The 25,900-nt window shown below is 50.5% G+C and carries 23 protein-coding genes; 11 read left to right on the plus strand and 12 right to left on the minus strand.

Features of this window, described 5'->3' with window-relative positions:
- Positions 1-195 precede the first annotated feature (195 nt).
- Positions 196-1,182 (minus strand): AraC family transcriptional regulator, encoded by a 987-nt coding sequence (locus BUB30_RS18535; protein WP_084138224.1) that lies wholly within the window; start codon positions 1,180-1,182, stop codon positions 196-198.
- A 92-nt stretch (positions 1,183-1,274) separates the two neighbouring features.
- On the opposite strand from BUB30_RS18535, the gene BUB30_RS18540 reads away from it, so the two are divergent.
- From BUB30_RS18540 to BUB30_RS18555, 4 genes are all read left to right on the plus strand, one after another.
- Positions 1,275-2,150, plus strand: a complete 876-nt coding sequence (locus tag BUB30_RS18540; RefSeq protein WP_073136778.1) for a cytochrome c — start codon at positions 1,275-1,277, stop codon at positions 2,148-2,150.
- Between the two features lie 211 nt (positions 2,151-2,361).
- Entirely contained in the window at positions 2,362-2,853 is a 492-nt protein-coding gene (locus tag BUB30_RS18545) for an RNA polymerase sigma factor (RefSeq protein WP_073136780.1), read from the plus strand.
- Between the two features lie 2 nt (positions 2,854-2,855).
- Positions 2,856-3,467 carry a hypothetical protein gene (locus tag BUB30_RS18550; RefSeq protein ID WP_073136782.1) on the plus strand — a complete coding sequence of 204 codons (612 nt, stop codon included), beginning with the start codon at positions 2,856-2,858 and terminating at the stop codon, positions 3,465-3,467.
- Between the two features lie 53 nt (positions 3,468-3,520).
- Positions 3,521-4,411, plus strand: coding sequence for a TraB/GumN family protein (locus tag BUB30_RS18555; RefSeq protein ID WP_084138225.1), 891 nt, complete (start codon positions 3,521-3,523; stop codon positions 4,409-4,411).
- A gap of 5 nt (positions 4,412-4,416) precedes the next feature.
- On the opposite strand, the gene BUB30_RS18560 is transcribed toward BUB30_RS18555, so the two are convergent.
- Positions 4,417-5,109, minus strand: a complete 693-nt coding sequence (locus tag BUB30_RS18560; RefSeq protein WP_178377147.1) for an N-formylglutamate amidohydrolase — start codon at positions 5,107-5,109, stop codon at positions 4,417-4,419.
- Positions 5,110-5,462: 353 nt separating this feature from the next.
- Here BUB30_RS18560 and BUB30_RS18565 point away from each other — a divergent pair, with 353 nt between their 5' ends.
- Both BUB30_RS18565 and BUB30_RS18570 read left to right on the plus strand, forming a co-directional pair.
- Complete coding sequence (locus BUB30_RS18565; RefSeq protein WP_073136786.1) at positions 5,463-6,368, plus strand: LytR/AlgR family response regulator transcription factor; 906 nt, start codon at positions 5,463-5,465, stop codon at positions 6,366-6,368.
- A gap of 140 nt (positions 6,369-6,508) precedes the next feature.
- The gene (locus BUB30_RS18570) at positions 6,509-6,928 is read left to right on the plus strand and encodes a COG1470 family protein (protein ID WP_073136788.1); all 420 of its coding nucleotides are present in this window, start codon (positions 6,509-6,511) and stop codon (positions 6,926-6,928) included.
- A gap of 59 nt (positions 6,929-6,987) precedes the next feature.
- Here the strand turns inward: BUB30_RS18570 and BUB30_RS18575 are convergent, their stop codons facing one another.
- The 4 genes from BUB30_RS18575 to BUB30_RS18590 are packed head-to-tail and all read right to left on the minus strand — an operon-like array spanning position 6,988 to position 11,232.
- The gene (locus tag BUB30_RS18575; protein ID WP_073136790.1) at positions 6,988-8,232 is read right to left on the minus strand and encodes a carboxylate-amine ligase; all 1,245 of its coding nucleotides are present in this window, start codon (positions 8,230-8,232) and stop codon (positions 6,988-6,990) included.
- Positions 8,229-9,671, minus strand: coding sequence for a RimK family protein (locus BUB30_RS18580; RefSeq protein ID WP_073136792.1), 1,443 nt, complete (start codon positions 9,669-9,671; stop codon positions 8,229-8,231). Before BUB30_RS18580 ends, BUB30_RS18575 begins: the two co-directional genes overlap by 4 nt.
- Entirely contained in the window at positions 9,649-10,392 is a 744-nt protein-coding gene (locus tag BUB30_RS18585) for a C39 family peptidase (RefSeq protein ID WP_073136794.1), read from the minus strand. The genes BUB30_RS18580 and BUB30_RS18585 overlap by 23 nt, the downstream gene beginning before the upstream one ends.
- 42 nt (positions 10,393-10,434) lie before the next feature.
- Positions 10,435-11,232 carry an RMD1 family protein gene (locus BUB30_RS18590; RefSeq protein ID WP_073136796.1) on the minus strand — a complete coding sequence of 266 codons (798 nt, stop codon included), beginning with the start codon at positions 11,230-11,232 and terminating at the stop codon, positions 10,435-10,437.
- Between the two features lie 96 nt (positions 11,233-11,328).
- On the opposite strand from BUB30_RS18590, the gene BUB30_RS18595 reads away from it, so the two are divergent.
- Entirely contained in the window at positions 11,329-12,087 is a 759-nt protein-coding gene (locus BUB30_RS18595) for a S1/P1 nuclease (RefSeq protein ID WP_073136798.1), read from the plus strand.
- Between the two features lie 6 nt (positions 12,088-12,093).
- Here BUB30_RS18595 and BUB30_RS18600 read toward each other — a convergent pair whose 3' ends face one another.
- Positions 12,094-14,487, minus strand: a complete 2,394-nt coding sequence (locus tag BUB30_RS18600; RefSeq protein WP_073137411.1) for an ABC transporter permease — start codon at positions 14,485-14,487, stop codon at positions 12,094-12,096.
- 456 nt (positions 14,488-14,943) lie between these two features.
- On the opposite strand from BUB30_RS18600, the gene BUB30_RS18605 reads away from it, so the two are divergent.
- The 3 genes from BUB30_RS18605 to BUB30_RS18615 all read left to right on the plus strand — a co-directional run bounded on the left by BUB30_RS18605 (position 14,944) and on the right by BUB30_RS18615 (position 17,283).
- Positions 14,944-15,411: a hypothetical protein gene (locus tag BUB30_RS18605; RefSeq protein ID WP_143164979.1), complete on the plus strand. Its 468-nt coding sequence runs from the start codon at positions 14,944-14,946 to the stop codon at positions 15,409-15,411.
- A 73-nt stretch (positions 15,412-15,484) separates the two neighbouring features.
- Positions 15,485-16,576, plus strand: a complete 1,092-nt coding sequence (locus BUB30_RS18610) for a DUF695 domain-containing protein (protein WP_073136802.1) — start codon at positions 15,485-15,487, stop codon at positions 16,574-16,576.
- Positions 16,577-16,593: 17 nt separating this feature from the next.
- Positions 16,594-17,283 (plus strand): methyltransferase domain-containing protein, encoded by a 690-nt coding sequence (locus BUB30_RS18615; RefSeq protein WP_073136804.1) that lies wholly within the window; start codon positions 16,594-16,596, stop codon positions 17,281-17,283.
- 47 nt (positions 17,284-17,330) lie between these two features.
- On the opposite strand, the gene BUB30_RS18620 is transcribed toward BUB30_RS18615, so the two are convergent.
- From BUB30_RS18620 to BUB30_RS18640, 5 genes are all read right to left on the minus strand, one after another.
- Positions 17,331-17,876 (minus strand): hypothetical protein, encoded by a 546-nt coding sequence (locus BUB30_RS18620; protein ID WP_143164980.1) that lies wholly within the window; start codon positions 17,874-17,876, stop codon positions 17,331-17,333.
- 90 nt (positions 17,877-17,966) lie between these two features.
- Positions 17,967-19,172 carry an alpha/beta fold hydrolase gene (locus tag BUB30_RS18625; RefSeq protein WP_073136808.1) on the minus strand — a complete coding sequence of 402 codons (1,206 nt, stop codon included), beginning with the start codon at positions 19,170-19,172 and terminating at the stop codon, positions 17,967-17,969.
- A gap of 587 nt (positions 19,173-19,759) precedes the next feature.
- Positions 19,760-22,480 carry a glycoside hydrolase family 78 protein gene (locus BUB30_RS18630; protein WP_073136810.1) on the minus strand — a complete coding sequence of 907 codons (2,721 nt, stop codon included), beginning with the start codon at positions 22,478-22,480 and terminating at the stop codon, positions 19,760-19,762.
- A 167-nt stretch (positions 22,481-22,647) separates the two neighbouring features.
- Positions 22,648-23,217, minus strand: a complete 570-nt coding sequence (nudK, locus tag BUB30_RS18635) for a GDP-mannose pyrophosphatase NudK (RefSeq protein WP_073136812.1) — start codon at positions 23,215-23,217, stop codon at positions 22,648-22,650.
- Between the two features lie 22 nt (positions 23,218-23,239).
- On the minus strand, positions 23,240-23,875 hold the full coding sequence (locus BUB30_RS18640; RefSeq protein ID WP_073136814.1) for a 3'-5' exonuclease: 636 nt from the start codon (positions 23,873-23,875) through the stop codon (positions 23,240-23,242).
- A gap of 102 nt (positions 23,876-23,977) precedes the next feature.
- On the opposite strand from BUB30_RS18640, the gene BUB30_RS18645 reads away from it, so the two are divergent.
- Positions 23,978-25,648 (plus strand): APC family permease, encoded by a 1,671-nt coding sequence (locus tag BUB30_RS18645; RefSeq protein ID WP_073136816.1) that lies wholly within the window; start codon positions 23,978-23,980, stop codon positions 25,646-25,648.
- Positions 25,649-25,900: the final 252 nt, after the last annotated feature.

Consider the following 25,900-nt stretch of genomic DNA (forward strand, 5'->3'; position numbering starts at 1 on the left):
CAGTGGGCGGCGACATCGAAGGGTAACCCCGTTGGGGTTGTTCTAATTATATTACGCTTACCCCCAGTTTCACTGGGGCTATGCTTGGAAATCCGCCTAGGCGGATTAAATGCAATCAGCGTTTGGAAAACTTACAGCGCACTGAAAGAAATTTATTTTTTCATGCAACCCAGTGGCCATTGGAAAAAACAATTCTTAATTCCTGTACTGCGCAGGGTTGATGCCGAACTTTCGCTTGAAGGCTGTTGAGAAGTGGTTGGGATTTTTGTAGCCCACCAGGCCACTCACTTCGTTGACGTAGGCGCCAGCGTCCTGGAGGAGGCGGCGGGCGTGTTCCATTTTCAGATCATGCAGGTAGTCGAATACAGTGGTGCCGAAAATTTCTTTGAAGCCTTTTTTGAGTTTGAATTCGTTCAGGCCGAAGGTTTTACTGAGGGTGCGCAGCGAATGGTCGTCGGCGAAACTTTGGTGAAGGAAATCGCGGAGGGCGTAGAAGGCGTCTTGATCTTTAGCGTTTATTTTTTGATGCGTGGAGGCTTGATCACGCTTTACGAGTTGGTCCAGTTGCAAGGCGACGAGCTCGAGCACTTTGGCTTCGATCACGATCTTGCGCAGGTTGCCGCTGAGCGAGCAGTTGAGGATGTCATGAACCACGCCAAACATCTTGGGTGTCATCTGCATGTCGTCGAGGCTGCCGCTCACGGGTTGTTTGTTCAACAACTTTTCCTTGAGGTTTGCTTGCCATTTTTCCTGGTCGCACAACAGTTGGCTGTAATAAAGACGATCTATGGAAAGGTGGAGGATGCTCAGGCTTTGGGCGTTCATGTAGTGGTGCTCGTTCACTTCGGGTTTGTACACGAAGTTGTGCTGGCCTTTGTCCATGCGCATGCGTTTTTGCAGGCCGGCGAAATCAGACTCGATGGCCCCTTCCAGAAATATGCAAGTGTCCACCGTAGTGGACTCCCATGACCCGCACTGTTGCAAATGGAGGTTCTGGCTTAGCTGGCCATCGAATTTCACGAGGTGGATCTCGGGCAGCATCAAGTCCTGGAGCGACAGGTGGCCCCAATCGGCATGAATGGGACTATGGGCGACGAATTCTATTTCAGCGACGGGGGTTGCAGACCATGCGGGGGGCAAAATCTGGCTGTAGTCTACCGTAATACAGTTAGTTCGATTCATAAAATCCTTTTCGCGGATGGAATGCTCCGTTTAACGTACGCTTCGGGGTTTGGTTGGACCGTAAAAGATGGAAAAATGATTTGAACCCCTTTATGATTAAGAAGATCCTGAAAGTTACCGGCCTTGTCCTCGGCGTTTTGGTTGTCCTCATCGCCGGCTATTATACCAAGGCACACATCAGTACCAACCGGCGCATGCAGAAGCAGTATGCCATAACCCCGCAGGTACTGCCCATCCTGAACGATTCGGCCGTGTTGGCACGCGGCGAGCACCTGATCCGCATTAAAGCTTGCAATGAGTGTCATGGCAAGGATCTGGGAGGCAAAGTGTTTGTGGACGATGCCGCCCTGGGTCTCCTGATCGCCCCCAACCTGACGAAGGGAAAGGGTGGCCGGCCCCTCGACTTCAACGCCGAAGACTGGTCGCTGGCCTTGCGCCACGGACTGCGCCGCGATCGCACGCCTCTCCTGTTCATGCCCTCCCATGAGTTCACCCTCATGAGTGAAGAAGACCTGACAGCCATCATTTCCTATTGCGCCAACCTGGAGCCGGTTGACCGCGAGTTTCCAAAATCCAACATCGGCCCGCTGGCCCGCGTGCTGGCCGACCTGGACAAGTTGCCGTTGCTTCCCGCCGAGATGATCGACCATGATCGCAAACTGGCGAAACAGGTGAAGGCAGAGGTTTCCGAGGAGTATGGCAAATACCTGGCTACCTCCTGCTCAGGTTGTCACCGGGAGAATTTAAAAGGTGGCGATCCGGTGGCCCCGGGATATCCGGAGGTGGCCGACATCAGCAGCACGGGACATCCGGGTCAATGGACCGACGAACAGTTCATCCAAACCCTGCGCACAGGCTTGACTCCCGAAGGGAAAACCTTGAAGCCGGAAGAAATGCCCTGGACGATGACGAAAGAATTTTCGGATCTGGAGTTGAAAGCGCTTCACCTGTATTTAAAGAGCATATAACCCTCACTAGCGCCTTCCGTGCCCTGGCCTGCCCGAGAAAACGGTGGCCGGGGCACTGTAGTTTCTATGCCTTCCGATCCCCGATTATTTATGAAAAGAACAAAAGACCTCTTCGAACGACCGTTGCTGTATGACCCTATCCGTATTTCATATGCTTTGCCTGTAATTTTCTTTTTTTACCTTCGACGTATTCATCAACGAAAGGCACCCCTTGGCGATAGCGGAAGAAAAGCGATTCATTAACCTGATCAATGAGCACCAGGGGCTCATCCATAAGGTCTGTATCATGTATGAGAACGACCCGGATGTGCGCAACGATCTGTTCCAGGAGATCGTGTTCCAATTGTGGAAGTCATTTGCTACGTTCCGGGGTGAGGCCAAGATCACCACGTGGATGTATCGTATCGCGCTGAACACGGCCATCTCCGGTTTTCGCAAGCAAACCCGCAACGTGAAAACCGAAGACCTGAAAGAGCTGCACCTCAACATTTCCGACGGTTGGGCCGACGACCGGGAGGAAGAAGTGCAACGTCTCCATTGGGCCATACGCCAGCTTTCGGAAATCGAGCGCGCCATGATCATGATGGCCCTGGAAGAAGTGCCGTATGAAGAGATTGCCGAGACGATTGGTATCACCCAAAATAATGTGCGGGTCAGAATGAACCGCATTCGTGAAAAACTCAAAAAACTTATGTGTCCCTAACCATGGAACTCGAAGACTTGAAAAGCATATGGAAGAGCAGCGAACCTGCGTTTCAGCCCAAGAATGAAACGGAGATCGCTTCCATGTTAACAGGACGAAGCCGCTCCATCATCGAGAAGCTGAAGCGCAACGTTTGGTTCGAACTGGTGCTCACCCTGGTCGTGAGCGTGGCGCTGCTGATCTATGCCCTGGCGCTGACCTCGGGCATGCTGAAGTGGTCTTTCATTTCCATCTTGGTGATCTGCCTGGCCTATACATTCTATTATGTCAAAAAGCTGATGCTCCTGAATCGCTTCAACCCACACAACGAGAATATTCACGCGAACCTGGTGGCACTCATCAATAGCCTGACGGGTTATCTGAAGTTTTACAGGCGAAGCTATTCCATCCTCTACCCGCTCTATTTTGGATTGGTGTTGTTGCTGGGCGCAATCGAGCGGGGCACCACGCAGTTTCTGGAACATTTGTCGAAACCAAAAACCATTGCTTACCTGTTGTTTATGGCCGCGGTGGTGTTCTTCCTCTGTACGTCGTTCACCAACTGGTATCTGAAAAAATTATACGGCAATCACCTCGACAAACTGAAGGGGTTGTTGAAAGACCTGGAGCAATAAATTTTCTGTTTTTTCCTGCAATCAATATTCACCCCACCCCCAACGGCAACTCCATGAGATCTTACACGCGATTATTTTTCTGGCTCACGTTGTGCGGCCTCTCCTCTCCAGCCTTGTCCCAATCGCCGGCGGTGGAGAATGCCGTGTTTTGGGAGATCAGTGCCAACGGTCTTTCCAAGCCGTCCTATCTTTTTGGGACCTTTCACTTGAAAGGCTCCACGTATGTGGACAGCCTTACGCAGGTGATGGATAAATTCAAAAGCAGCGGCACCGTAGTGGGCGAGTTGCTCTTCGACAGCACCATGACCATGAAGATGATGACCGCCTCCATCATGAAAGACACCACGCTCGACATGTTGCTGAGCCGCGAACACTTTCAACAAACGGCCTCCTGGCTAAAGGAGCTGTCGGGCTACGACCTGAAGATGTTCAACAAGATGAATCCCATGATGGTGGAGATCCTGATCACGAGCACCCTTCAACAAAAATATTTCCCTGCCCCGGCCAACGACCGCCCCATGGATCTCTATTTCCAACAGCGCGCAAAGACCGAAGGCAAAAAGATGGTCGGTCTCGAGTCGTTCGATGAACAAATCAACGCGCTCTACCATCAATTCAGCTACAAGCGGCAAGCAGATATGCTCATGGACCTCGTGCTGGAAAAAGACCGCGCGAAAAGCGACGTTGTGAACATGAACCGCTATTACCGAGAGGGCAACCTCACCGAACTGGAATCGATGATGACCCGGCAAGTATTCTCCGAAAAAGAAACAGACGTGCTGGTCAACGATCGCAACCGTAACTGGATGAAACAACTCCCCGGTTTGATGAAGGAACAGCCGACGTTTATCGCCGTGGGGGCCCTGCATTTGGCGGGCGAGAAGGGGCTGGTGGCCTTGCTGCGCAAAGCTGGCTATGTGGTGAAGCCTGTGCGAATGTTATAGTCACATCACAGGTAGGGCAGCTCGTCCAGGACTTTGGTAATCCCGTTTTTCAGCGCATGCATGATCGGCTCCCATTCTTTTGTTCCGATATATTTTTGATTGATCTCCACCTCGATGCCGATATAGCACTCATCGGGAAAGACCGTGCGCAGGTAGGTCGGAAATCCGTCGTCGATGCCTTTGTAGGGGGCGTTAAACTGGATGGACATTGCCGGCAGATATTGTTTCAGGGCTTCGGCATAGCGCCGGCAAAATTCGGTTTCATTTTGCCGCGAGGGATCGAACAGCAATCCCACGTCGACTGTGCGGGTGACGCCATTGAGGACGGGGGTGAAGGAGTGGATGGCGAGATGGAGGGTGGGTTGGGATGCCCGTTCAATGAGGTCCTCCACGGCGCCGCGGTGTGGGTGGTAGTAATGTTCCAAAATATGTTCCCTTTCCGCATCCGTCAGGGCCTTCACATATTCCGAAAACAGGGCATCATTGTGCAATGACCGGTTAGGTTCTACCAACAACCGGGTGGTCTCGCATACCCATAAGGGAGCCGCCAATTGGTCGGACAAATAGCGTGCAACCTCCACCGCACCCGGATCCCACCCGCGGTGGGACTGCAAAACGTCCTCCTGCCCTTTAAAAAAATGCCCAAAGGCGGGCGGCACTGTATTTCCGGCGTGTTCGCATGTGAAAATGATGTTCACGATAGTGTCAAATTATAATTTACACAATACAGCATGGCCATCCGTTTTGTTTAAAAATGGGCTACCGCTCATAACTTTTCACCCCAATCCTTATCTTTTTACCACATCCTGCGTACAATCGGAAACCCTGGAGGCTGGGGGTAGTTCAGAAAGCAGGAGCCAGAAGCCAGGAGCCAGGAGTTTAGTAGTCAGTATTCAGTAGCCAGTAGTCAGTAGTCAGGTTGGGGGGTGACATGCTTGACGTCCGAGCCCGTAGAGAAACAAAATAAATTCGCACTGAATACCGACTACTAACTACTGGCTACTAAATTCTGGCTCCTGGCCCCTAGCTTTACCATAAACGAAATGAGAAGATGCGTTTAGCTGAAAAACTCGATTCTCCCTTTCCGTTCTATCTGAATGACGAGCGTAAAAACGTCATCTTCATTCTGTTTGTCAGTCTTTTTGTGGTCTTCTTTCTGCAGGTCTACCAGACGTCGCACCACCAGCAGCATGTGCTCACCCTGGGGCACAAATTTTTGTTTGGCGGGGTCACGTTCCTGGTTCTCTTCTTCAATATACTCGTATTGCCCCGATTGTTTCCGCAAACGTTTGACTCTTCGCAGTGGACCATCAAAAAATATATCCTGCTCACCTTGTGGCATTGTGTGGTCATCGGGGCGGCCAGTTCGCTGATTGAAAAACTGTTTCTTTTTCCAGACATGCCCTTTTGGGAGCTCGTGATTGGGGCTAACCGGCAGGTGGCCCAAACGGGGGTGATCACCATCACGATCATGACGCTGTTCCTGAGAAATAATGTCCTGAAGCAACACCTGCGCAGCGCCACCCAGGCCAACCGGGAATTGAAGGAGATCAAAAGCTTGAAACGGGAAACCCCAGCCAGCAACGGCCAAAACCACCACCTAACCCTGCATTCAGAGACCAGTGAAACCCTGAGTTTTCACCTCCCCGACCTCCTCTTTATCGAGGCCGACGACAACTATTCTACCGTGGTGTGGAAAGACGCCAAGGGCATGCACAAGAAGCTGTTGCGGGCCAACCTCAAGAGCATGGAAAGCCAGATCAACAACGACTTTGCCATCCGTTGCCACCGGTCTTACCTGGTGAACGTGAACGCCATCGCCAACATCAGCGGGAATGCGAACGGTTATAAGCTTCAAATCCTGGACACCGACATTTCCATTCCAGTGTCGCGCACCAAGGGCAAGGAAGTGATCGAAAAGATCCATCATTTGCGCAATGCGATGGAGATGGCCTGATGGCCATTCACCCCACACCACCGTCGGCTCACCCCAACCCTGCACAGCCTGCCACAAGATCGGCGCCGTTCGCTTCATTGTGATCGCCGGCCGGGCCGAATCCTTTTTCTTCGCGTTAGCCTCAACAAACAATTACGCGCATGAAAAAAACTTTCCTCCTCCTCTTTGTCTGGGCCTTGTGTGTTGTCAGTGCTGCGGCCCAGGAAAAACCCGCTCCGCGTTCGGAATTTGCTATTGAGCTTTCCACCTCCTCTCTCGAGATCAAAACCGGCGAGTCGCGTGACGTGACGGTGCATTTGAACCGGTCCAAGAGCTATTCAAAATCAAAAGGTGTGTTGGGATTGTCATCCGGCTTGCCGGAGGGCATCACCGTCTCCTTTGAACCGGCAACCGATGTAACCACCGAGGGTATCGCCAAGATCGCGGTGGCCAAAACGGCAAAGCCCGGAAGTTACATGATCATTCTCAATGGCACTTTGGAACACAAGACAAAAGGCGCTACGCTGACGTTGACCGTTCGCGAAGGCGAGCCGTCTACGGCGGTGTCGTCCATTCATTAACCTGGACTGTTGTGTAGGGCGTCTTTGCGGGGCATCCCGTAAAGGCGCAAATACACGGCCTACAGGCTGAACATTTTATTGTCGGCGAGGCAGGTGGCGAGCATCTTGAAGGTTGCCACGATCGTTTCATGGGAGGGATCTTTTCCCATGGCGCCGACGATCCGTTGTGACAATGTCCCTTCTTTCAAAATAAGATCAACCGGTTTTTTCCATCGCTCCGGCTGCGGGTCATACGTGGCCATTTTCACGGCGAGATGTTGCAACACTTCGCCCGCGGTGGCTGTAGTTTGTTGCATCCCAAAAAGGGCGAGGTACTCGCTTTGCGTGATCACAGCTTCCTGTGCCTTTTCGGTGGTTTGATCGAGGATGTGCGCCAGCGTTTCTGTTTTCCATTTCATCTGCGCTTCGTGGTCGGCGATCTTTCCATTCACCAACGCTTTGATGAGGCCGATCACAAACGACACGACGGCCAGGTCGGCAGCGGGGCATTCCTGGATGTCCATGATCCGGATCTCGATAGAGCCGCGGTCGAAACGGGGAATGGCGCCGCGCGAATTTACCCAGATGGCGTTCAGTTCGCCTTCGGGGTCATAGGGGGCGATCTCGGCCTTGATCTTTTCGTAGATCGTGTTCAGGTAATTGCGTCGCGAGAACACGGCTTCCGGGATCACCTTCCCGGTGATGCAGGGGATCTTGGATTGATTGGTCTTATAATATTTCAACCGGGTATCCATCAGGCCCGTCAATTTTCCATCCAGCATCGGCGAGCTGGCGCAGAGGGCGGGCAACAAGGGGAGCACCAGCCGGACGGCCGCGTGCAAGCGGGCAAACTCTTCGTCGTCGTAGAAGGGCAGGTTTAGGTGGGTGCTTTGCAGGTTGGACCAGCCGTGGCCTTTGCAATCGAATATTTTATTGTAGATGGTATAGACCTCGTTGTTCTCGTGCGGCCACAGCTTGGTTTCCGTCATGGGATCCATGAAGGGGTGAGCCGCTGTGGGCAGCAGCATGGCGTTCCATTGTGAGAGAATGGCGTTGATGTTCTTCACATTGGCGGCAAACTCTTTTTCCAATGTGGCGAAGTCGGACTCCGGTTTGGTGGACTTCAACTCGACCACGTGCATCACCAACTCGTTCGACCAGGTGACCATCCCTTTGTCAACATCGCTGCCGTAGTGCCCCAGCTCGTGCTTCAGCAGATCGTCGGTGATGGGTTTGATCTGTAGTGTGCTGCGGTCGACGAGCATGTATTCCAGTTCTACGCCGTAGCCCTGGAAAAGGTGAATGCGTGAGGGTTGGTGCATCATTTTTCGGCTTTGATCTTGTTTAGAAAAACATCCATGATGGTGGCGTATAATTTGTCCTTCAATATCTTATCCTCCATCCCGGAGTCGATGTTGGGGTTGTCGTTGATCTCGATCACGTAGAACTTTCCGTCCACCTCCTTCATATCCACCCCATAGAGGCTGCGGCCGATGAGGGCCGTGGCCTTCAGGGCGGTCCGGATCAGTCCGGCCGGTGCGTTGTCTACGGCCACTGCCTCTACATCACCCTCGCGATTTTGCTTTTCCGAATTCCAGTTCACGATCTGCCAATGTTCGGTGGCCATAAAATATTTGCAAACATACAGCGGCTTGCCGTCAATGATGCCGACACGCCAGTCAAACGTCGTCGGTAAAAATTCCTGGGCAATGAGCAACTCCGATTTCACAAACATCTCGGTGCACACTTTTTTATACTCTTCCGGATCCTTGATCTTGAAAACGCCTTTGCTGAACGCACCATCGGGTTGCTTCAGGATGAAGGGATAAGGAAGCTTCTCCGAAAGGGCCTTATAGTTTTCTTTGCTCACCACATACGACTTGGGCGTGAGGATCTTGTTGGCCGTCAGCAATTCGTTGAGGTAAACTTTGTTGGTGCATTTGAGGATGGACTCCGGATCGTCGATCACCGTCAGCCCCAGCGACTGGGCCTTCTTGGCGAAACGGAAGGTGTAGTGGTTCACGTAGGTGGTCTCGCGGATGAAGAGGGCGTCGTATTGAATAAGCTCATCGAAATCGTCGCGGGTGATCAACTCCACGTTGAAGCCGGCCTGGTCGCCGGCCTTGATGAATTTCTGGATGGCTTTTTCGTCGGACGGAGGATTGGCGTCCTTCGGGTCAACGAGGATCGCCATGTCATATTTCTTTTTGTCGGGCCGCACTTCGCGTTTGCGCAGCAGGTAACGCTCTGCCGACGAACGCAGCAACGACTGGTCCTCTTCCGGTACTTCACCCAAACTCAACGGCTTGATGCTTTGCAGCACCCACTTGCTTCGCTTCGTGAACGTGGCCCGCAAACTCGGCGCCTGAATGTATTGAAAAAGTTGTTTCGCCAGCGGGTTCAGATCCTCTTCATTGCTGCTGCCAAAGTAAATATTGAACTCCACTTTGTCGGTGGTCACGCCCTTGAACGACGCCTGGATCAGGTCGTCGAAGTCCTGTGAATCTTCCCGCAGGATCGAGGGAAAACGCAGGTCCTGGATGGTCGATACGCCGGGCAGCACCTTGTGTTTCCGGGCTTCGGCCAGCAGCGACACGTAATAGCCGAGGCTTTGGTATTGGTAGCTTTTGCAAAGGTTGATCACCTTCAGTCCACGGGCCGGGTAATCTTCGCCCTCGATATACCGCGAAGGCGAAATGACTTCCACGTCTTCGAGATTGAACCGCCAGTGGCTGGGATTTTCAACGATGATGAGTTTTGGCATGGGTCTTTTTTTCTTTCGGTTCAATGACCATCAAATTGGCATCATAGGTAACGATGCCGAGCATGATACTGTTTATGAGACGCGGAAAACTTACGCTGTATACTTGTCCTTTTCCCAGCGGGTTGGGTTCCATCGGGTCGGCGATGTAGGCGCAGTTCTTGGCTTCGTCGTAGCCCGTGATCACCACAAAGTGTCCGGAGGGTTCGCCCTTGATGCTGTCGTAGATGTCGAACTGTGGGATCTCGCGGGCGGTGCCGTAGAGATGGGTCGCACTAAGCCCCGCCAACAACGGAATGGAGCGATTCAGATAGTCTTTGATAAGATTCTCGTCCAACTCTGTGTTGCGCAGCTCACCGCCGGCTTGCAAGAAATTGATGTAAGCCCGGGAGGCCACCTGCAATTTTCTACGCTTCACCTTGAACTCCATCTGGGCTTTCAACTGCTGGATCATCTTTTTCGACGAGGTCTTGAACCACGTGGGGTCAAACACATTGAGATTGTAGGTATAGATGTGGGTGTTGTAGCCGCGCTTCAACGCGTGGTGACCCAGGAGCACGGCCAGGGTGCCGCCGAATTTGAGCTGCTTCACCTCCTTGATCACTTCCTTGAGGGGAAGCTCGTCGCCATAATAGTTGTAGAGGGCATGCAGACAGGTGGGTCCGCAGGTAACATCGTCGGGTTGAGCCAGGATATCGAAACCGAGTACAAGTTCTTTTTTCATATCGGGTCTGCCCTCTTTTTTTGGGCGAGGGCCTGCTTCATGTCATGTAAGTTTGAGGAGTTTTGTGATCAGCAGATCGAAAACTTCCACGAGAATAAGAATGATTATGATCCATTCCAACAAACTGCTCTCCCTTTGGTTGATGACCTCTCTGAAAACGCCAAGATTGTCTTCAATGATACGCAACGTATACTCTATTTCACTGAAACGCACCCGCAGGTCGAAATGTTTGATAAGGCCTTGGTGCAACTTGTCCAGGTAGGCATCATCCCAAACCAGGTCCGGGGCATCGAAGATGTAAATATTTTCGGCGATGTCGTTTTGGGTGTTGAGGGCGCGGCCCATGAAGCGCATCATGTTGTTGCGGCTCACTTTCAGCTTGCCCGTGGTCTCCAACTGGTTGGTGAAGATTTTTACCTCGGTCAATAAATTCTCGGTCACTTCGTGATAGTGGTCCAGGGCCACCGATTGGGCTAGGTTGAACATGGTGATGCGGATCACTTTGTCGTCGATCTTGTCGAGGATGAGTTCGTCGAAACCGAAGCGCAGCTCGTTGCCGGGGTTGGCGCTGATCACGTGGTCGTCGCGCAACGGGGTCACCACCTGGTTGCGTTGGAAGGCCTGCACGGTCTTGATGGCCCATTTCATCTCGTCTTCGGAATAGCCCGAAAAAACCACTACGCCGAAGTTGAAATAGTATTGAAATTTCTGTCCGTCGAAAAAATAGAAAAGTTCTGACGAGCTATCGGCCAGGGGCTTGATATCGAGGAAAGTTTTTATCCCTTTGATATCAAATTGATTGGCTACCAGGAATGCACAGAGTTTAACCGTTTGGGGCATAGATCAGCCTTTCACTAAAGATATAAATTTAAATTCATGGCCAGTTCATTTCCGTTTGTTGGAAATGTGAGAAATTACCGGCCTTTAACCTGAATAATGAAAAAAGTCATCCTTACGTTGCTCTCCCTGGCAGTCTGTCTCAGCGCCTGGGCCTGGGGCGCCACGGGCCATCGCGCCACTGGTCTTGTTGCCGAAAAGCATCTCACCAAAAAAGCACGCAAAGAACTACAACGCATCCTCAACGGTCAGTCCATTGCTATGGCCAGCACCTGGATGGACGACATCCGTTCGGACTCCACCTATGATTATGCCAACGACTGGCACTGGGTCACCATCCTGAACGGCCAGACCTATGAGCAAAGCGACAAAAACCCGCATGGAGACGTCATCCAAACCCTGGAGCGCCTCATCAAAGAATTGAAAACAAAAAAGCTAAGCCCCAAAGACGAACAAGAGCACGTGAAAATGCTCATCCACCTCATCGGCGACATCCACCAGCCCCTACACGTTGGCATCAAGGACCAGGGTGGCAACCAGGTGAAAGTAAGCTGGTTCCGGGAAGACAGCAACCTGCACCGGGTTTGGGACAGCGACATGATCGACGGCACAAAATTGAGCTATACCGAACTGGCCGAGTCGCTCGACAAACCCGACGCCACCCGGGTGGCCGCACTACAAAAAGCATCGGTACGCGATTGGGCAAAAGAAAGCATCTCCTATCGCCCGCAAGTATATGCCTATGGGAACGGGAAGCTGGGCTATAAATACGCCTATGTCAACATGCCCCTCGTGCGCGAAAGGTTGATGATGGCCGGTATTCGTTTGGCCGGCATTTTGAATGAGATCTACAAGTGATTGGTTTTATTCCGTTTTCAAACTCTGCACCGGGTTGGCCACCGCTGCCTTGATGGATTGAAAGCTGACGGTAAACAACCCAATCAACATCACCAAAAAAGCTACGGAGGCAAACAGCCACCAGCTGAGCGTGATGCGATAAGGGTAATGCTGCAGCCAGCTGTCGGTCGCCAACCATGCCAGCGGTATGGAGATGACCAGCGAAATAACAATCAGCTTTAAAAAATCTGTTGAAAGAATAGAAACAATACTGCTCACGGACGCGCCCAACACTTTGCGTATGCCGATTTCTTTTGTTCTTTTCTCGGCCGATAAAACCGATAGCCCAAACAAACCGATACAGGAAATAAAAATGGTGAGCATGGCACTCAATAAAATAATTTGCTTCCACCGGGCTTCTGCTTCATAAGCGGCGGCGTTTTTGCGGTCGAGAAAATTATAAGCATAAGCGTCGAGCGGGAACAATTGCCTGAATGTTTGTTGTATAAACGCGAGGCTTTGCGTCTCGCTGCCCGGGCGAATTTTTATATACATCATCCCATAATTATTTTGCGGGCTCATCGTAAACAATTCCGGCTCAACGGCATGTGTGAGCGGCTTGAAATGATAATTTTTTACAACACCGATAACCGTCAATTTTTCGTTGTTGTCGTAATTTGAGATCTGCTCGCCGATCGGGTTTTCCCAGCCGGCTTGCTTTACAAAACTTTCATTTACCAACACGCTCTTTGTTGAATCGGACGGAAACTGTGAAGAAAAATTTCTTCCCTGTACGATCGGGATCTTTAAGAGGGACAGGTACGATGTATCAACCGCCTGTAAAATTATATTGATCGGGCTATCGCCGTTCACTTTAAGCGTATTGCCCGCATAGCCGCTATTTTTCGGTGCAGCATCAATAATATCAGCATGGCGCAGCAGGCTCTGTCTGAAGAGTGCCGCTTCCTTTTGGGTTAAGCCCGCTTTCTCGACGGTTATAATATTTTCATCGTCATAACCCAAGGGCTGGGTAGTGAGATAATCGAACTGCAGAAAGATGCCGAATGTTGCAATGATCAAAAATGAAGCGAGCGCAAACTGAAAAACAACCAGGCTTTTTTGGAGGTAACCTTTTCCGGATAAATTGAAACGCGCATACAAAGTTTGCGCGGGCTGATAGCTGGACAACACCATGGCCGAATGCAACCCCGCCAACAAACTTGTGACCATGAGCAGCAGCACATAGCCGGCTACAAGTTTCACATCCAGCAGGTAAGCCAGCGAAAGTGATTTATGGCATAGCTGGTTGAACACCGGCAACACAACCTCCACAACAACGATGGATAAACTAAAAGCAGCAAGACAGAACACGAAAGATTCTCCAAGAAACTGCACCATCAGTTGCCGTCTGCTGCTGCCGACTACTTTGCGTATACCGATTTCTTTTGCCCGCTTTACAGAACGCGCCACGGTCAGGTTGATGAAGTTGATGCAGGCGATCAGTAAAATAAGAACGGCAATCCCCGAAAGTATGTAGGAATAAACAGGATTGCTGGCATTGACCAATGGCGTTTCCGCCGCTGCATCCTGACTTAAATGAATAGCGCTGAAAGGCTGCAGATAAAACGATAAGCCAATGTCTTTGACATTATATTGTTGCTGAATAGCCTTTATGGTCTCTGCGGCATCGGTTAAAAAAAAGCGCTGCATCTTATCGCCCGTCATCTTTGCATCGGCCTGCGGCGTTAACACGACAAACGTGTTCAGGAATGAGTTGAACCAGTTTTCATTATTGCCCGCATCCTCTTTTGAAACTTTCAACGGCATGACGACGTCGAATTGGATGGATGAATTTTGCGGGCAATTTTTGGCAACGGCAGTAACCTCGTAAGGGTTGAAATTATCGCCATCCTTAAACATGATCAATTTGCCGATGGCATCGGTTGTGCCAAATTCTTTCTTCGCCAGATCTTCCGTGATCACAACGGAATTGGGTTGCTGCAAGGCCGTGTGTACATTACCGGCTATCAGCGGGAAACTGAAAACGGAAAAGAAATTGGTATCGGCTAAAAAAACCTGTTGTGCGCGAATGTCGACACCTTTTTGAATATTCATTTCGCCTTGCTGGTAACGCACAAATGCTTTTACCTCGGGAATATTGGCCGCAAACCTTGGACCTTGCAGGTAGCCAGTGTAACCACTCTTGTCGATGTCGCCATTGGGTCTTGTGATTTGCCGGTTTATGCGGTACAATACCGATGTGTTTTTTTGAAACGCATCATAGCTTACCTCGTCGTTTACATACAGTAGAATCAGCATCGCGCAAGCCATGCCCAGCGTGAGGCCAGCGATATTGATGAAGGAATAGACTTTATTATTCCGCAGGTTTCTGAAAGTGGTTTTAAAGAAATTCGTGAACATGATGCGAGGTTTAATCTGCATCATATCAACTGATGTGCCATTGCCCTAAATTGTTGTATAATAACCAGTTGAACAAGTTTGTGACGCACCGGAGCTGTCCGGATTCGAACGTAGCGTCCTCTCGCGGACTTCTTTACTCCCGATCAGCTGCTTTCCGGTCAACCGATCTGAGCCTTACAATTGCATATCGCCCCGGAGGCATTCTGACAGGTGAGAACAATCGTCGCGGTGGGACATTGGAAGTGGTGACTAAGTAAAAAACGACTTACAACAGGCATATAACCAATGCCTGCACGATTGACGATTATTTTTTAATTTGGTCTGCCGCCACGCCCTATATCTAAACCGTTGGCAGGCATTTACAATAGCGTGAAGAGCTTAACCGTCATATTGATTCTACTTTCAACAGCTTGTTGTTTTGGACAAGAACGGGTTCATAAGAAAACGTCTAAACAGATGACGATTTCCGAAATAAAAAAATCGTTTCCCTACAATAAGACGAAGACAATTAAATTGGTTTCGTTCAAATATGACTACCCCGGGTTTGATACAATCAAGTTAGAAAGCGCTCCTTACGAACCTGAGATACCTAAAACAAATGGACAGATTGACCTGTCCAAAATGTTTGAAGTGAAAACGCTGGACAATGAAGCGGAGGAGGAGCTTCTGCATCTATTGATGAATTATGACGATCAGGACACAAATGAAATCGCATTATGTTATGAGCCCCGAAACGGAATCGTCTTTTTTGACAATGGCGAGCGTGTCATCGGATATATCGAAATATGCTTTGAATGCTTACAATATAAGGCTGAACCAACCCGCATAACGGTCTCCACGCTTTATCCGCACGAGTATAAGGCGTTGCAGGAATTTTTCAAAAAAGCGGGAATTGTTTATGGCACTGTTGAAGATCGGCATTAGTCACACCTACCAACAATGCCTATAAAATCACACTGACAAAGTTGAACTGGCCATGCCAAAATAAGATTAATCGATGAGTATACTAAAACGACTATTCGGGACAAAGCAAGAGCCCATAAGAACCTACCAAGACTTTTGGAAGTGGTTTCAAGAAAATGAAAGAGGATTTTTCAAAGCAGTAAAAAATCAAAAGAATATCGAGAAAGAATTTTTTGATAAGTTATCGCCAAAACTCAACGAACTGCAAGACGGTTTCTTTTATCTGACTGGGATGTTAGACGAAAATACGGTTGAATTAATCCTGACACCGGATGGGAATATTAAGAATATTGTTTTTGTTGAGGAGTTAGTACATGCTGCACCAGCTATTCCTGGGTGGACCTTTACATCCTTAAAACCTCCAATGGACATAACGAATGTCCGAATTGACATGGCAGGTTACACGTATGACAGTAATACTTTATCCTTTTATCCCAATGATGTGAAAGACCATCCGGATGAGATAGACATTACAATCGTTCATAAAGACTACCATGAGGACGACAAATCCTCCATTACCAATGGGACCTATATCTTTCTGGACAATTTCATTGGCGAATTGAATTCAGTCACCACAATTGATAATGTGAAAGTAATTGGAAGGAAACAGGCAGAAAAGGACCTTATACCCATCGAAAAACTAAAGGACTTTTTGCTCTGGCGGCAAAAGGAGTTCATTGAAAAATATGAAGGTACGTTACAAAACACCGACACGGCTGAATTCGCAATTCTAGAGGCTGAATTGGAGAGCGGCAACAAACTTATTGCCACCATTAACACAGACATACTCCATTGGAACAAGAAGGCATCGCATCCTTGGATCGCGACATTGGAAATACCCTATGATGGGCAATTCAACAATGGTATGCCAGACGAAAAAACATATCAGCTACTAAATGAAATTGAGGAAAGGATACTCGAGCAGTTGAAAGATTCCGACGGTTATTTGAACATCGGGCGACAGACCGCCGACAGCTTAAGAGAAGTCTATTTTGCCTGTAAGGATTTCAGAAAGCCTTCCAAAGTTTTACACCAGTTGACTAAGGACTACCCGACTATTAATATCAACTACGACATTTACAAGGACAAGTATTGGAGGTCGTTCAATAGATTTAATAACAATTAGGTGAACACTAAGCTATAATGAGCCTCCTGCCCCATGATCGTCTGGAATCCTCGCCTATTGTGGCCAATAACCGAATGAACAGAGAGCGCAATGCCGTGGGGGTAAATAGCTACGAACGCGATATCTGGCTATCTCCCATCGAATTTCTGACTGAACGCTCCAAAAAACTGAGTTCCGTGGGATGGATGGACATCTGTTGCGGCAGGGCCAGGGCGCTCATTCAATCCGCGCAGCATCTTGAAACTCGATTTCCTGATCATCATTTTCACTTGGCCGGTATCGACCTGGTAGATACCTATGACCCGATTCCTGCTGACTGTAAATCAATTACACTTTTTACAGGGTCTTTTTTTAACGTTAATACGGATTTTAAATTTGACCTAATAACCTGTGTTCATGGCCTACACTATATTGGTGATAAGCTAAGTGCCATTCAAAAGGCCTGTAGTTTACTAACACCCGAGGGAACATTTATAGCCAATCTGGATCTCAACAATTTCAAAAATCCATCGCAGAGAAATTTTCATAAAGACATATCAGCTTGGCTTCACGACAATGATTTAGCTTATAACAATAAACGACACCTACTCACTGCAAAGGGACACCGTTTCTTAAATATTCCATTCAGATACCTCGGTGCGGATGATCAGGCTGGCCCTAACTATACAGGTCAGGAGGCTGTCAATTCCCATTACGAACAGCGATGAGTGGGCACCGGGTTGCACCCGGTGCTACGAGGAGGACTCTTTGGGGTTTAAGTTTTGGAAGCTTCCTGACTAGCCAATATCCGGTTCAGTCTCGGCTGAACAATCCAAACTCCCACCGGTGGAATCAACATTATAAGAGATTCAAAAAGGTGTTCTCCAATCAATGGCGTTCTTTTTAGCTCGACAGCTCTCACCATTCTTCCAATGAGCATTAAGCCAAACAAAATACAAACCGAGGATAAGATGCCTGTGCCAATCCAAAACGCTAAGCTGTTTATACCCGTTGGTTCCCGTTTATGAAAAAAGAGATCGTACACCAGGTTGGCGACAAAGGTCAATGTACTGATACATGGGATCCAAAAAGCTATCTTGAATGCAAGAATGTTTGCCGCCGGGTAAATTTGGTTCATTCCCGCCATAATCTTCCAAGCCCAAATAAAACAATTTGTTGTCCCAATTGTGACCACGAGAAGCCATAGCGGAAGGGTGGCCCCTACAGTTTCGGGAGCAAGCATTAGCTGAAGCATTGAAATGGCGTGAGGTCCCCAAGCCAGCAGGAACACTTGCCAATGTTTGAGTCGGAGAATGGTCATACTACGAAGATAGCAGATTTTGATATGCATGCGCCTACCCAGAAAATTTGCGCCAACGCTGACATTGACAGCAATTGCGTAGCGGCCTCCTCATTTCAACGCCATCAACCTCGGCACAAGATCCTCGACATACGGCTTTACTGCTGAACCATGATCCCCCTCAAGCGAGATAAAGTGCAGTTGTTCAGCAGAAGCCCCATTAGCGATCAGCTTTTGATAAGTGGATTCAGAATTGCTGTAAGGCACCGTTGTGTCGTCAACCCCGTGATACACATACATCACGGTCTTAGGATACCATTGATTTACCAGCGAATTTTCATTAAGCAAAGCAACGATATAATTAAACCGCGGTTGTGTGTCTATCCCTTCGCGGAGATCATCTGAAACAAGATCCTTCATTGACGTTGTAAGCTGCGCATCAATGCTACTTGGCGCGTGTTGTCCATCGAAAAGGCCGGGGATAGCGGAGGCATACGGTTCGTTAAAAAAATCTTTCAGCAGGTTGTTCTCTTTGTAGTACTGTTGGTAACTGTTCACCAGGTAGGCCAGGTAGTAGGGGTCGGCGTATTCGGTTTGCGAAAAGAGGTATTCCTGGATCGCCTTCAGATCGAATCCTCCCGCGGCCGGAAAGGAGGCAACAAGGGTCATGCCCGCGAGGGGTTCGGATTCAATGGCCTTGTGGGCGGCCATGGTGGCATAGCCTCCCTGGGAATAGCCGGCCAGGAACAGTTTTCCGTCAAAGGCAAGTTTCTTTTGGTCGGCCAATTCGCGGGCGGCAACGATCATGTCTGAAACGGCGCGGGCTGTGGGCTCTTCCACGTAGTAAGGATGAAACGTAGTGCTGCTGCTGCCAAAGCCGATCATGTCGGGGACAACCGCCACAAAACCAGCCGAGGCTATGGCGCTGTACAACTCCACATCGAAACTACCCGTCGATTGCACGGAGGGCGCATCGCTTGCCAACGTAGTGGTTCCGTGTTGAAAACTCAGCATGCTGACCGACTCGTTGGTTTGCGGCAAAATGATGAGGCCGGAAGCGGTGATGTCTTCACCTTGAAACTGGGTGTGGTACTTGACTTTGAATATTTCAACGTCGTGTTTCAGAATGGAAGGGTCGATCTTGTAGCCGGAAATGGTCACCAGAAGTTTAAGTGTCGCCGCAGGTGTGGTGCCGGCACTAATGGATTCGATCAGTTTACCGTTGGGATCATTGGCCGACGGTTGATCATTATCCGAACAACGCGTTGAGACGAACAGAATGACCAGAAGACAACATACTCCCCGAAGAAATTTCATTTGAGTGACTTTTATTCAAAAAAAGCAAAAAAAGGCGATAACCCAATTTAGCCGCCAACGAATAACCTTGGCCTTTAGTCCCCAGGCTATGATCACAAGTTGTGGTGATTGTGGATAACCCCAGGCTTAGCCCTAGTCTACGCACATATCTTTTGGGCTAGAACAATCCGCTGAAGCGGATTGCCTACCATAGACCCGGGTGCTCCGATGTAATCGGAGTACCCGGGGTCGTGAGGTAATTAAGAAAGGCGTGCCACAGGAAAGATATAGACCGTGCTTCGAGCGATCTGGCACGCAACCGGTACGTTGTATCCAGGCGCATCGGAGCGATGCGCCATGAAGGTTCACCACTTGATTAAAGCGCGCACGTGGCGCATTTTTTTTGTATTCTTTGAACCCCGGGTACTCCGATTACATCGGAGCACCCGGGTCTATGATAGGTAATCCCTTCGGGATTGAATCTGCATAGACTAGGCTAAGGCCCGGGTTACGATGAATACCCCTGCGAGAGTATGCTCGCAGTAATCTTAACGCAACGGACACATATCTTCATCCACCATCACCACCTATCCCTGACATGGTCAGGGTTACTGCTTCATTCCATAGGTGAACGTATACGTTCCCGACCCCAGCGTTAATCGCACACTCGTGCCCTCCTTCGTCATGGCCGTGACGGATTTCACTTTGCCGACGTCCACTCCACCCTCGGTCACCGAAGCATCTGCTGCATCGGGTAGGACGATTTGGGCGGTGGTGTTGGCGGGGATCACGGCGGTGAGGGTGAACACTCCGTTCTCGAGCTTCCAGGCCGACTTAGCGGGGCCATAGAGGGTCTCGAGTTCGGCGGTGGCGTTTTTCAGGTTGCCGCCCGGTTGGGGCGCGATGATCAGCTCTTTGTAGCCTGGCGCTGTTTCGCGCAGGCCGGCCACGCGGCGGTACATCCAATCGCCGATGGCGCCATAGGCATAGTGATTGAAGGAGTTCATGCCCGGCGTTTGAAACGTGCTGTCGGTCTTGATGCCATCCCAGCGCTCCCAGATGGTGGTGGCACCCATCTTCACCGGGTACAACCACGAAGGGTAGGTCTCCTGGAGCAAGAGGCTATACGCCACGTCGGTGTAGCCAAAGCGTGTCAGCACTTCGCAGAGGTAGGGCGTTCCCAGGAAACCGGTGGTTAGGTGGTTGTCGTAGTCCTTCACGTTTTGTGCCAGGCGTTCGGCGGCTTGGGCGCGCAGGGTTTCGGGGAGCATGTCGAAGTTCAGGGCCAGCACGTAGGCCGTTTGTGTGCCGGCTACGAGGCGTCCGCTGGGGGCCATGTATTCTTTGAGGAAGGCGTCTTTGATGCGTTTCAGCCATTCGGTGTAGTGCTTCACGTCATCTTCTTTGCCCAACACTTTCGCGGTGTTGAGCATGATCTGTGTGGAGTTTGCCCAGAAACATTGCGCGATCAAATATTTATCGGTCACTGCGGAGCGGCCATCGGTGTCATCATTGGGACGGTAGAAAAGCCAGTCGCCAAAGTGGAAGCCTCGGTTCCATAAATCGTTCCGGCTCCGTGCTTCCATGTAGCCTACCCAGGCCTTCATGCTTTCATATTGTTGCTCGAGAATGCGCTTGTCGTCATAGGCATAGTAAACATTCCAGGGAATGATCGTCGCTGCATCGGCCCAACCCGTGGAGGCCGAGGCGCTATCGCCCAGCACGTTGGGGATCACGAAGGGCACGCGTCCGTTCTTCACTTGGTCGGCGGCAAGGTCTTTCAGCCACTTGCTGAAGAAGGTGGCCACGTTCATGTTGTAGGTCGCCGTGCGCGAGAAAGCTTGTGCGTCGCCCGTCCATCCCAGGCGCTCGTCGCGTTGGGGGCAATCGGTGGGGACGTCTACGAAGTTTCCTTTTTGTCCCCACTGGATGTTGTGTTGAAGTTGGTTGATCAGTGGGTTGGAGGAGGTGAAGTTGCCTGTGGGCGCCATGTCTGAATACACGGCCACTGCTGTGATCTGGTCGGCCGTGAGTTTGTTGGGGGACGTGATCTTCACATAGCGAAAGCCAAAGAAACTAAAATGGGGTTCGAAGACTTCTTCGCCTCCACCTTTCAAGGTGTATACGATCTCAGCTTGGGCTGCGCGATAATTGTCGGTGTAGAAATTTCCTTTCTTGTCCAGCACCTCGGCATGATGGACGACGATCTTGTCGCCAGCCTTTCCGTTCGCTTTGAAGCGCACCCAGCCTACGAGGTTTTGTCCGAAGTCCACAATCAATTCCCCTTGCGGCGTCACCTTCAATGATTTTGGTTTGAAGGTTTCGTGTTTTTTTACCGGGGGTGCATAAGATGCTATCAGGTTGTCGTTCGATACATTGACCGCGCGCACGCCATGCCAATCGCCGGCCGTATAGCTCGACATCGACCAGTCTTTTTTCTCTAGCCGTGCATCATAAGCTTCGCCGTAGTAAATCCCTGCGCGGGTCACCGGACCCGTTGAACTTTTCCATTGTTCGTTGGAGGTGATGATCTCTTTGCTGCCGTCGGCATAGGTCGCTTCCAATTGAAACAGGAGGCCTAGTGTTTTGCCATAGATATTGCGATTGTTTTCCCAGGCCAGATTGCCTCTGTACCATCCATCGCTGAGGATGACCCCGGCAGCATTCGCACCGTTCGTGACCAGGCTTGTAACATCATAGACCTGGTATTGGAGGCGCTTGTTATAACTGGTCCAGCCTGGGGTGAGGAATTGATCGCCTACGCGTTGGCCATTGATGTAGCATTCATAAAGACCGTGCGAGGTAACATACAATCTTGCCGACTTCACCATCTTCTTGAGTGTGAAATTATTTCGCAACATCGGCGCGGGGCTGTTCACGCTGTCGCCGGGAAGATCGGATTCGATCCAGCGCGCGGTCCAATCGGAAGCTTTTAGCAAACCCATTTCCCAATACTTCACTTCACTCCACGCGGAGGAGTTCCCTTTGTTGTCGGCAACTTTCACTTGCCAGTAGTAACGTTGGCGTGAGGTGACCGCGGGACCGGCATAAGGCACGAGTACCGATTGATCGGAAGCGACGGGCCCGCTTTGCCAGAGTATTTTTTGTCCTTTCACAAGTGCCTTATCGTCCGTGCCGACGCGCAGCTCATAGGACTTTTGCATCGTGCCGCGTTGCCCCGAGACAAGCTTCCATCCAAATCTGGGGACGGTCACGTCAAGGCCGAGCGGATTATTTTGATGTTCGCACGTGAGGTCGCGAATCGTGAGGGTCTGGGCCTGCAGGCTTAGCGTTGCGGCCAGCAGAATGAGTAAGGAGATACTTCGCATGATGGTTGCAGGTTATATGCGAACCAAGATAATAATATTCGCGAATCGACCTAACCTGTACTCTCCTGTTGACGGGTCAGTAGCCAGTAGTTAGTAGTCAGTAGCCAGTATTAAGTACAAAGGGCCATGGACGCAAAAACTATTTGTTGCGGTGATGTTGAATCGAACTAGACGAGGTTGTTCAGCTTGGCGTATTGAAGTAGCATGATGGTTTTGGCGTCTTTGATTTCGCCGGTGGCGATCATGTTGTAGGCTTTGTTGAAGTCCAGTTCCAGTACTTCGATGTTTTCGTCTTCGTCTACGCCGCCGCCTTCGGCTACTTTTTGATCGGCTGTGTATTCTCCTACAAAAAAGTAAAGGATCTCGGTCACGGAGCCGGGCGACATGTAGACGTCGAAGATCTTGCGGACGTGGGCCACGCGGTAGCCGGTTTCTTCTTCGGTTTCGCGGCGGATGCAGTCTTCGGGGTTGTCGAGGTCTAAGAGACCGGCGCAGGCTTCGATGAGCATGCCGTCGTCGTTGCCGTTGACGAAGGTGGGCAGGCGGAATTGGCGTGTTAGCACTACGGTGTGTTGTGCTTTATTATAAAGGAGGATGGTGGCGCCGTTGCCGCGATCGTAGGCCTCCCGGCTTTGGACGAGCTCGTTGCCGTGTTTGTCTGTAAAGGAGAACGTGTACTTGTAAAGCTTGTACCAGTTGGCGGAGAGGGTCTGTTTTTCGAGGATTTTGGCGATCATGCAAAAGCGGTTAAGCTCTTGTTTACGCTTTCACGTGAAAGTAGTTGCGCAGGAGGTGATGATATATTTCCAGGCATACCCAGGCGTCGGTGGCGGCGTAGTCGATCTGCTTTTCGGTGAGCGTCGGGGCTTCCCAGTTGGAGGTTTGTGCGCTTTTGGAGATCCGAAATCCCAAGAGCAAGCCCGCCAGTTTTTTTACGCTCTCCACTTGCAGGCCCGAAGCCTTGGCCATGGTCGACAATTCTATGAAGGATATGGGTTGAAAGCGATTCAGCTTTTGCAGGGCCTTGATGTCGTCGTGAATGGCCACGCCGGCTTTGATGATGTTGGTGTTCTCAAAAATGGACACGATCTCGTCGGGCAAGCCGGTCTGGTGGAGGCGGATAAGAAAGACCTTGCCTGGGATGGCCAGTTGAAGCAGGGCTACCTTGTAGGTTTGGCCGCGCTTGAAGCTGGGGCGTGTTTCGGTGTCGAAGCCCAGCACGTCGTGCTTCTCGATCTCCTTCTGCATGGCTGCCAGCTTTGAGGGCTCGGTGATGACGCTTACTTTCCCCTCAAAAGCGCGCAAGGGAAGCTGGTTAACCTCCTCCGATGTGATGGTGACCTTGGGTCCCTGGTGACCCGATACGTCCGGGTGCTCTTCTTTCGGTAAATGCATCAAAAAATCGTGATAAAACCGGTGCCAAAAAAATACCCTCCATGGGTGCCCTAAGTTAAGTCAAAAAAATCAACTATTTTGAGGCCGCCTAACTCAAATTGAATGTCGAATTCCCTTTTTAGAAAAAAATCTCTCACCACCATCCTAAACGATCCATCCGAACCCGTTGACGGCCATAGTTCTCCGGAATTGAAGAAGATCCTGGGGGTGCGAGACCTCACTTCTATGGGCATTGCGGCGGTCATTGGCGCGGGCATCTTCTCCACCATCGGCCAGGCGGCCTTCGACGGCGGGCCTGGGGTGATCTTCCTCTTCCTCATCACGGCCGTCACCTGTGGGTTCACGGCCCTTTGTTATGCCGAGTTCGCCTCGCGCGTGCCCGTGGCCGGCAGCGCCTACACCTATTCGTATGTGACGTTCGGTGAGATCACCGCCTGGGTTATTGGCTGGGCCTTGATCTTGGAATATGGCATTGGCAACGTGGTGGTATCCATTTCCTGGAGCAGCTATTTTGTGAACCTGTTGGAAGGCGTGGGCATGCACTTGCCCACCTGGCTGGCCACCGATCCGTACACAGCAGAAGATGTGTACAAGGCGGCTGTGAAAGCCGGTAGCCCCACCGATGGATTGGCGTGGACCACGGCACCGTTGTTCGCCGGCTACCGGATCATCTGCAACATCCCCGCCTTTGTCATCATCATCCTGATCACCATCCTCGCCTTTATTGGCATCCGCGAAAGCCGCAGCAGCGCCAACTTCATGGTGGGTCTAAAATTGGTGGTGCTGGCCTTCATTGTCGGCATCGGCATTTTTTATATCGACACCGATAATTGGACACCGTTCCTTCCCAATGGATTTACGGGCGTATTGAAAGGCGTATCGGCCGTGTTCTTTGCCTATATCGGTTTTGATGCCGTGTCCACCACGGCCGAAGAATGTGCCAACCCCCAACGCGATTTGCCGCGGGGCATGATCTATTCGCTCATCATTTGTACGATCATCTACGTCGTGGTGACCCTGGTCATTACCGGTATGGTGAACTACTCGGAATTCGATGGGGTAGCCGACCCGTTGGCATACGTATTCGAACGCATCAACCAAGGCAAGATCGGCTTCTTCATTTCGGCGAGCGCCGTAGTAGCGGCCACCAGCGTGCTCCTGGTTTTCCAAATCGGCCAACCCCGCATCTGGATGAGCATGAGCCGAGACGGATTGATGCCAAAACGCTTTGGCAAGATCCATCCTAAATTTCAGACCCCCGGGTTCTCCACGGTCATGACCGGTGTTATAGTAGCGATTCCTTCCCTGTTCGTAGGCAGCGCGTTGATGACCGACCTCACCAGCATTGGCACCTTATTCGCCTTTGCCATTGTGTGTGGCGGTGTTTTGATGTTGCCCCGGCGTGAAAAAACAAATGGACGCTTCAACCTCCCCTACATCAACGGTCAATGGGTAGTGCCCGTACTCTTTATTATTTTTCTTTATAGCTTTCGCGAACGCGTGATGGGCTCGGTGACCAACTTAACCCATGAGGCGCACCAGGAGATCTTATTCCTCATTTTCCTTCTGATCACCGCCGTGATCACCGTCTTTTCGTTTTTGCGCAAGCTTTCCCTCATCCCCGTGCTGGGGTTGCTGTGCTGCTGCTATCTCATGATCGAGATCCCCGTCTTCAGCTGGAAAGTTTTCTTCGGGTGGATGGCCTTTGGATTGGCGATCTATTTCAGCTACGGCTATTGGAAGAGTAAGCTGGCGAATAAAGCGAAGGCCTGATCTTTTTTATCCATACCACATCTTTGAAGAGAAGGACGCGGTGAAAGAATAACCCCCGACTAAAGTCCTGGTCTATGCACACATCTTTTGAAGTGAAAGGGTATAGATGAGCGAGCCCCCCTACGTTTGGAAATCTAAGTGTGAGTAAGATGTTGAATAACCCCGGACTTTAGTCCGGGGAATGTCCAATGAATATATTGCCGGGCTTTAGCCCTGACTTTTCCCTCTGTATGTGTAGTCGCCTGCCGATCT

Source organism: Chryseolinea serpens (assembly GCF_900129725.1).
GTDB lineage: Bacteria > Bacteroidota > Bacteroidia > Cytophagales > Cyclobacteriaceae > Chryseolinea > Chryseolinea serpens.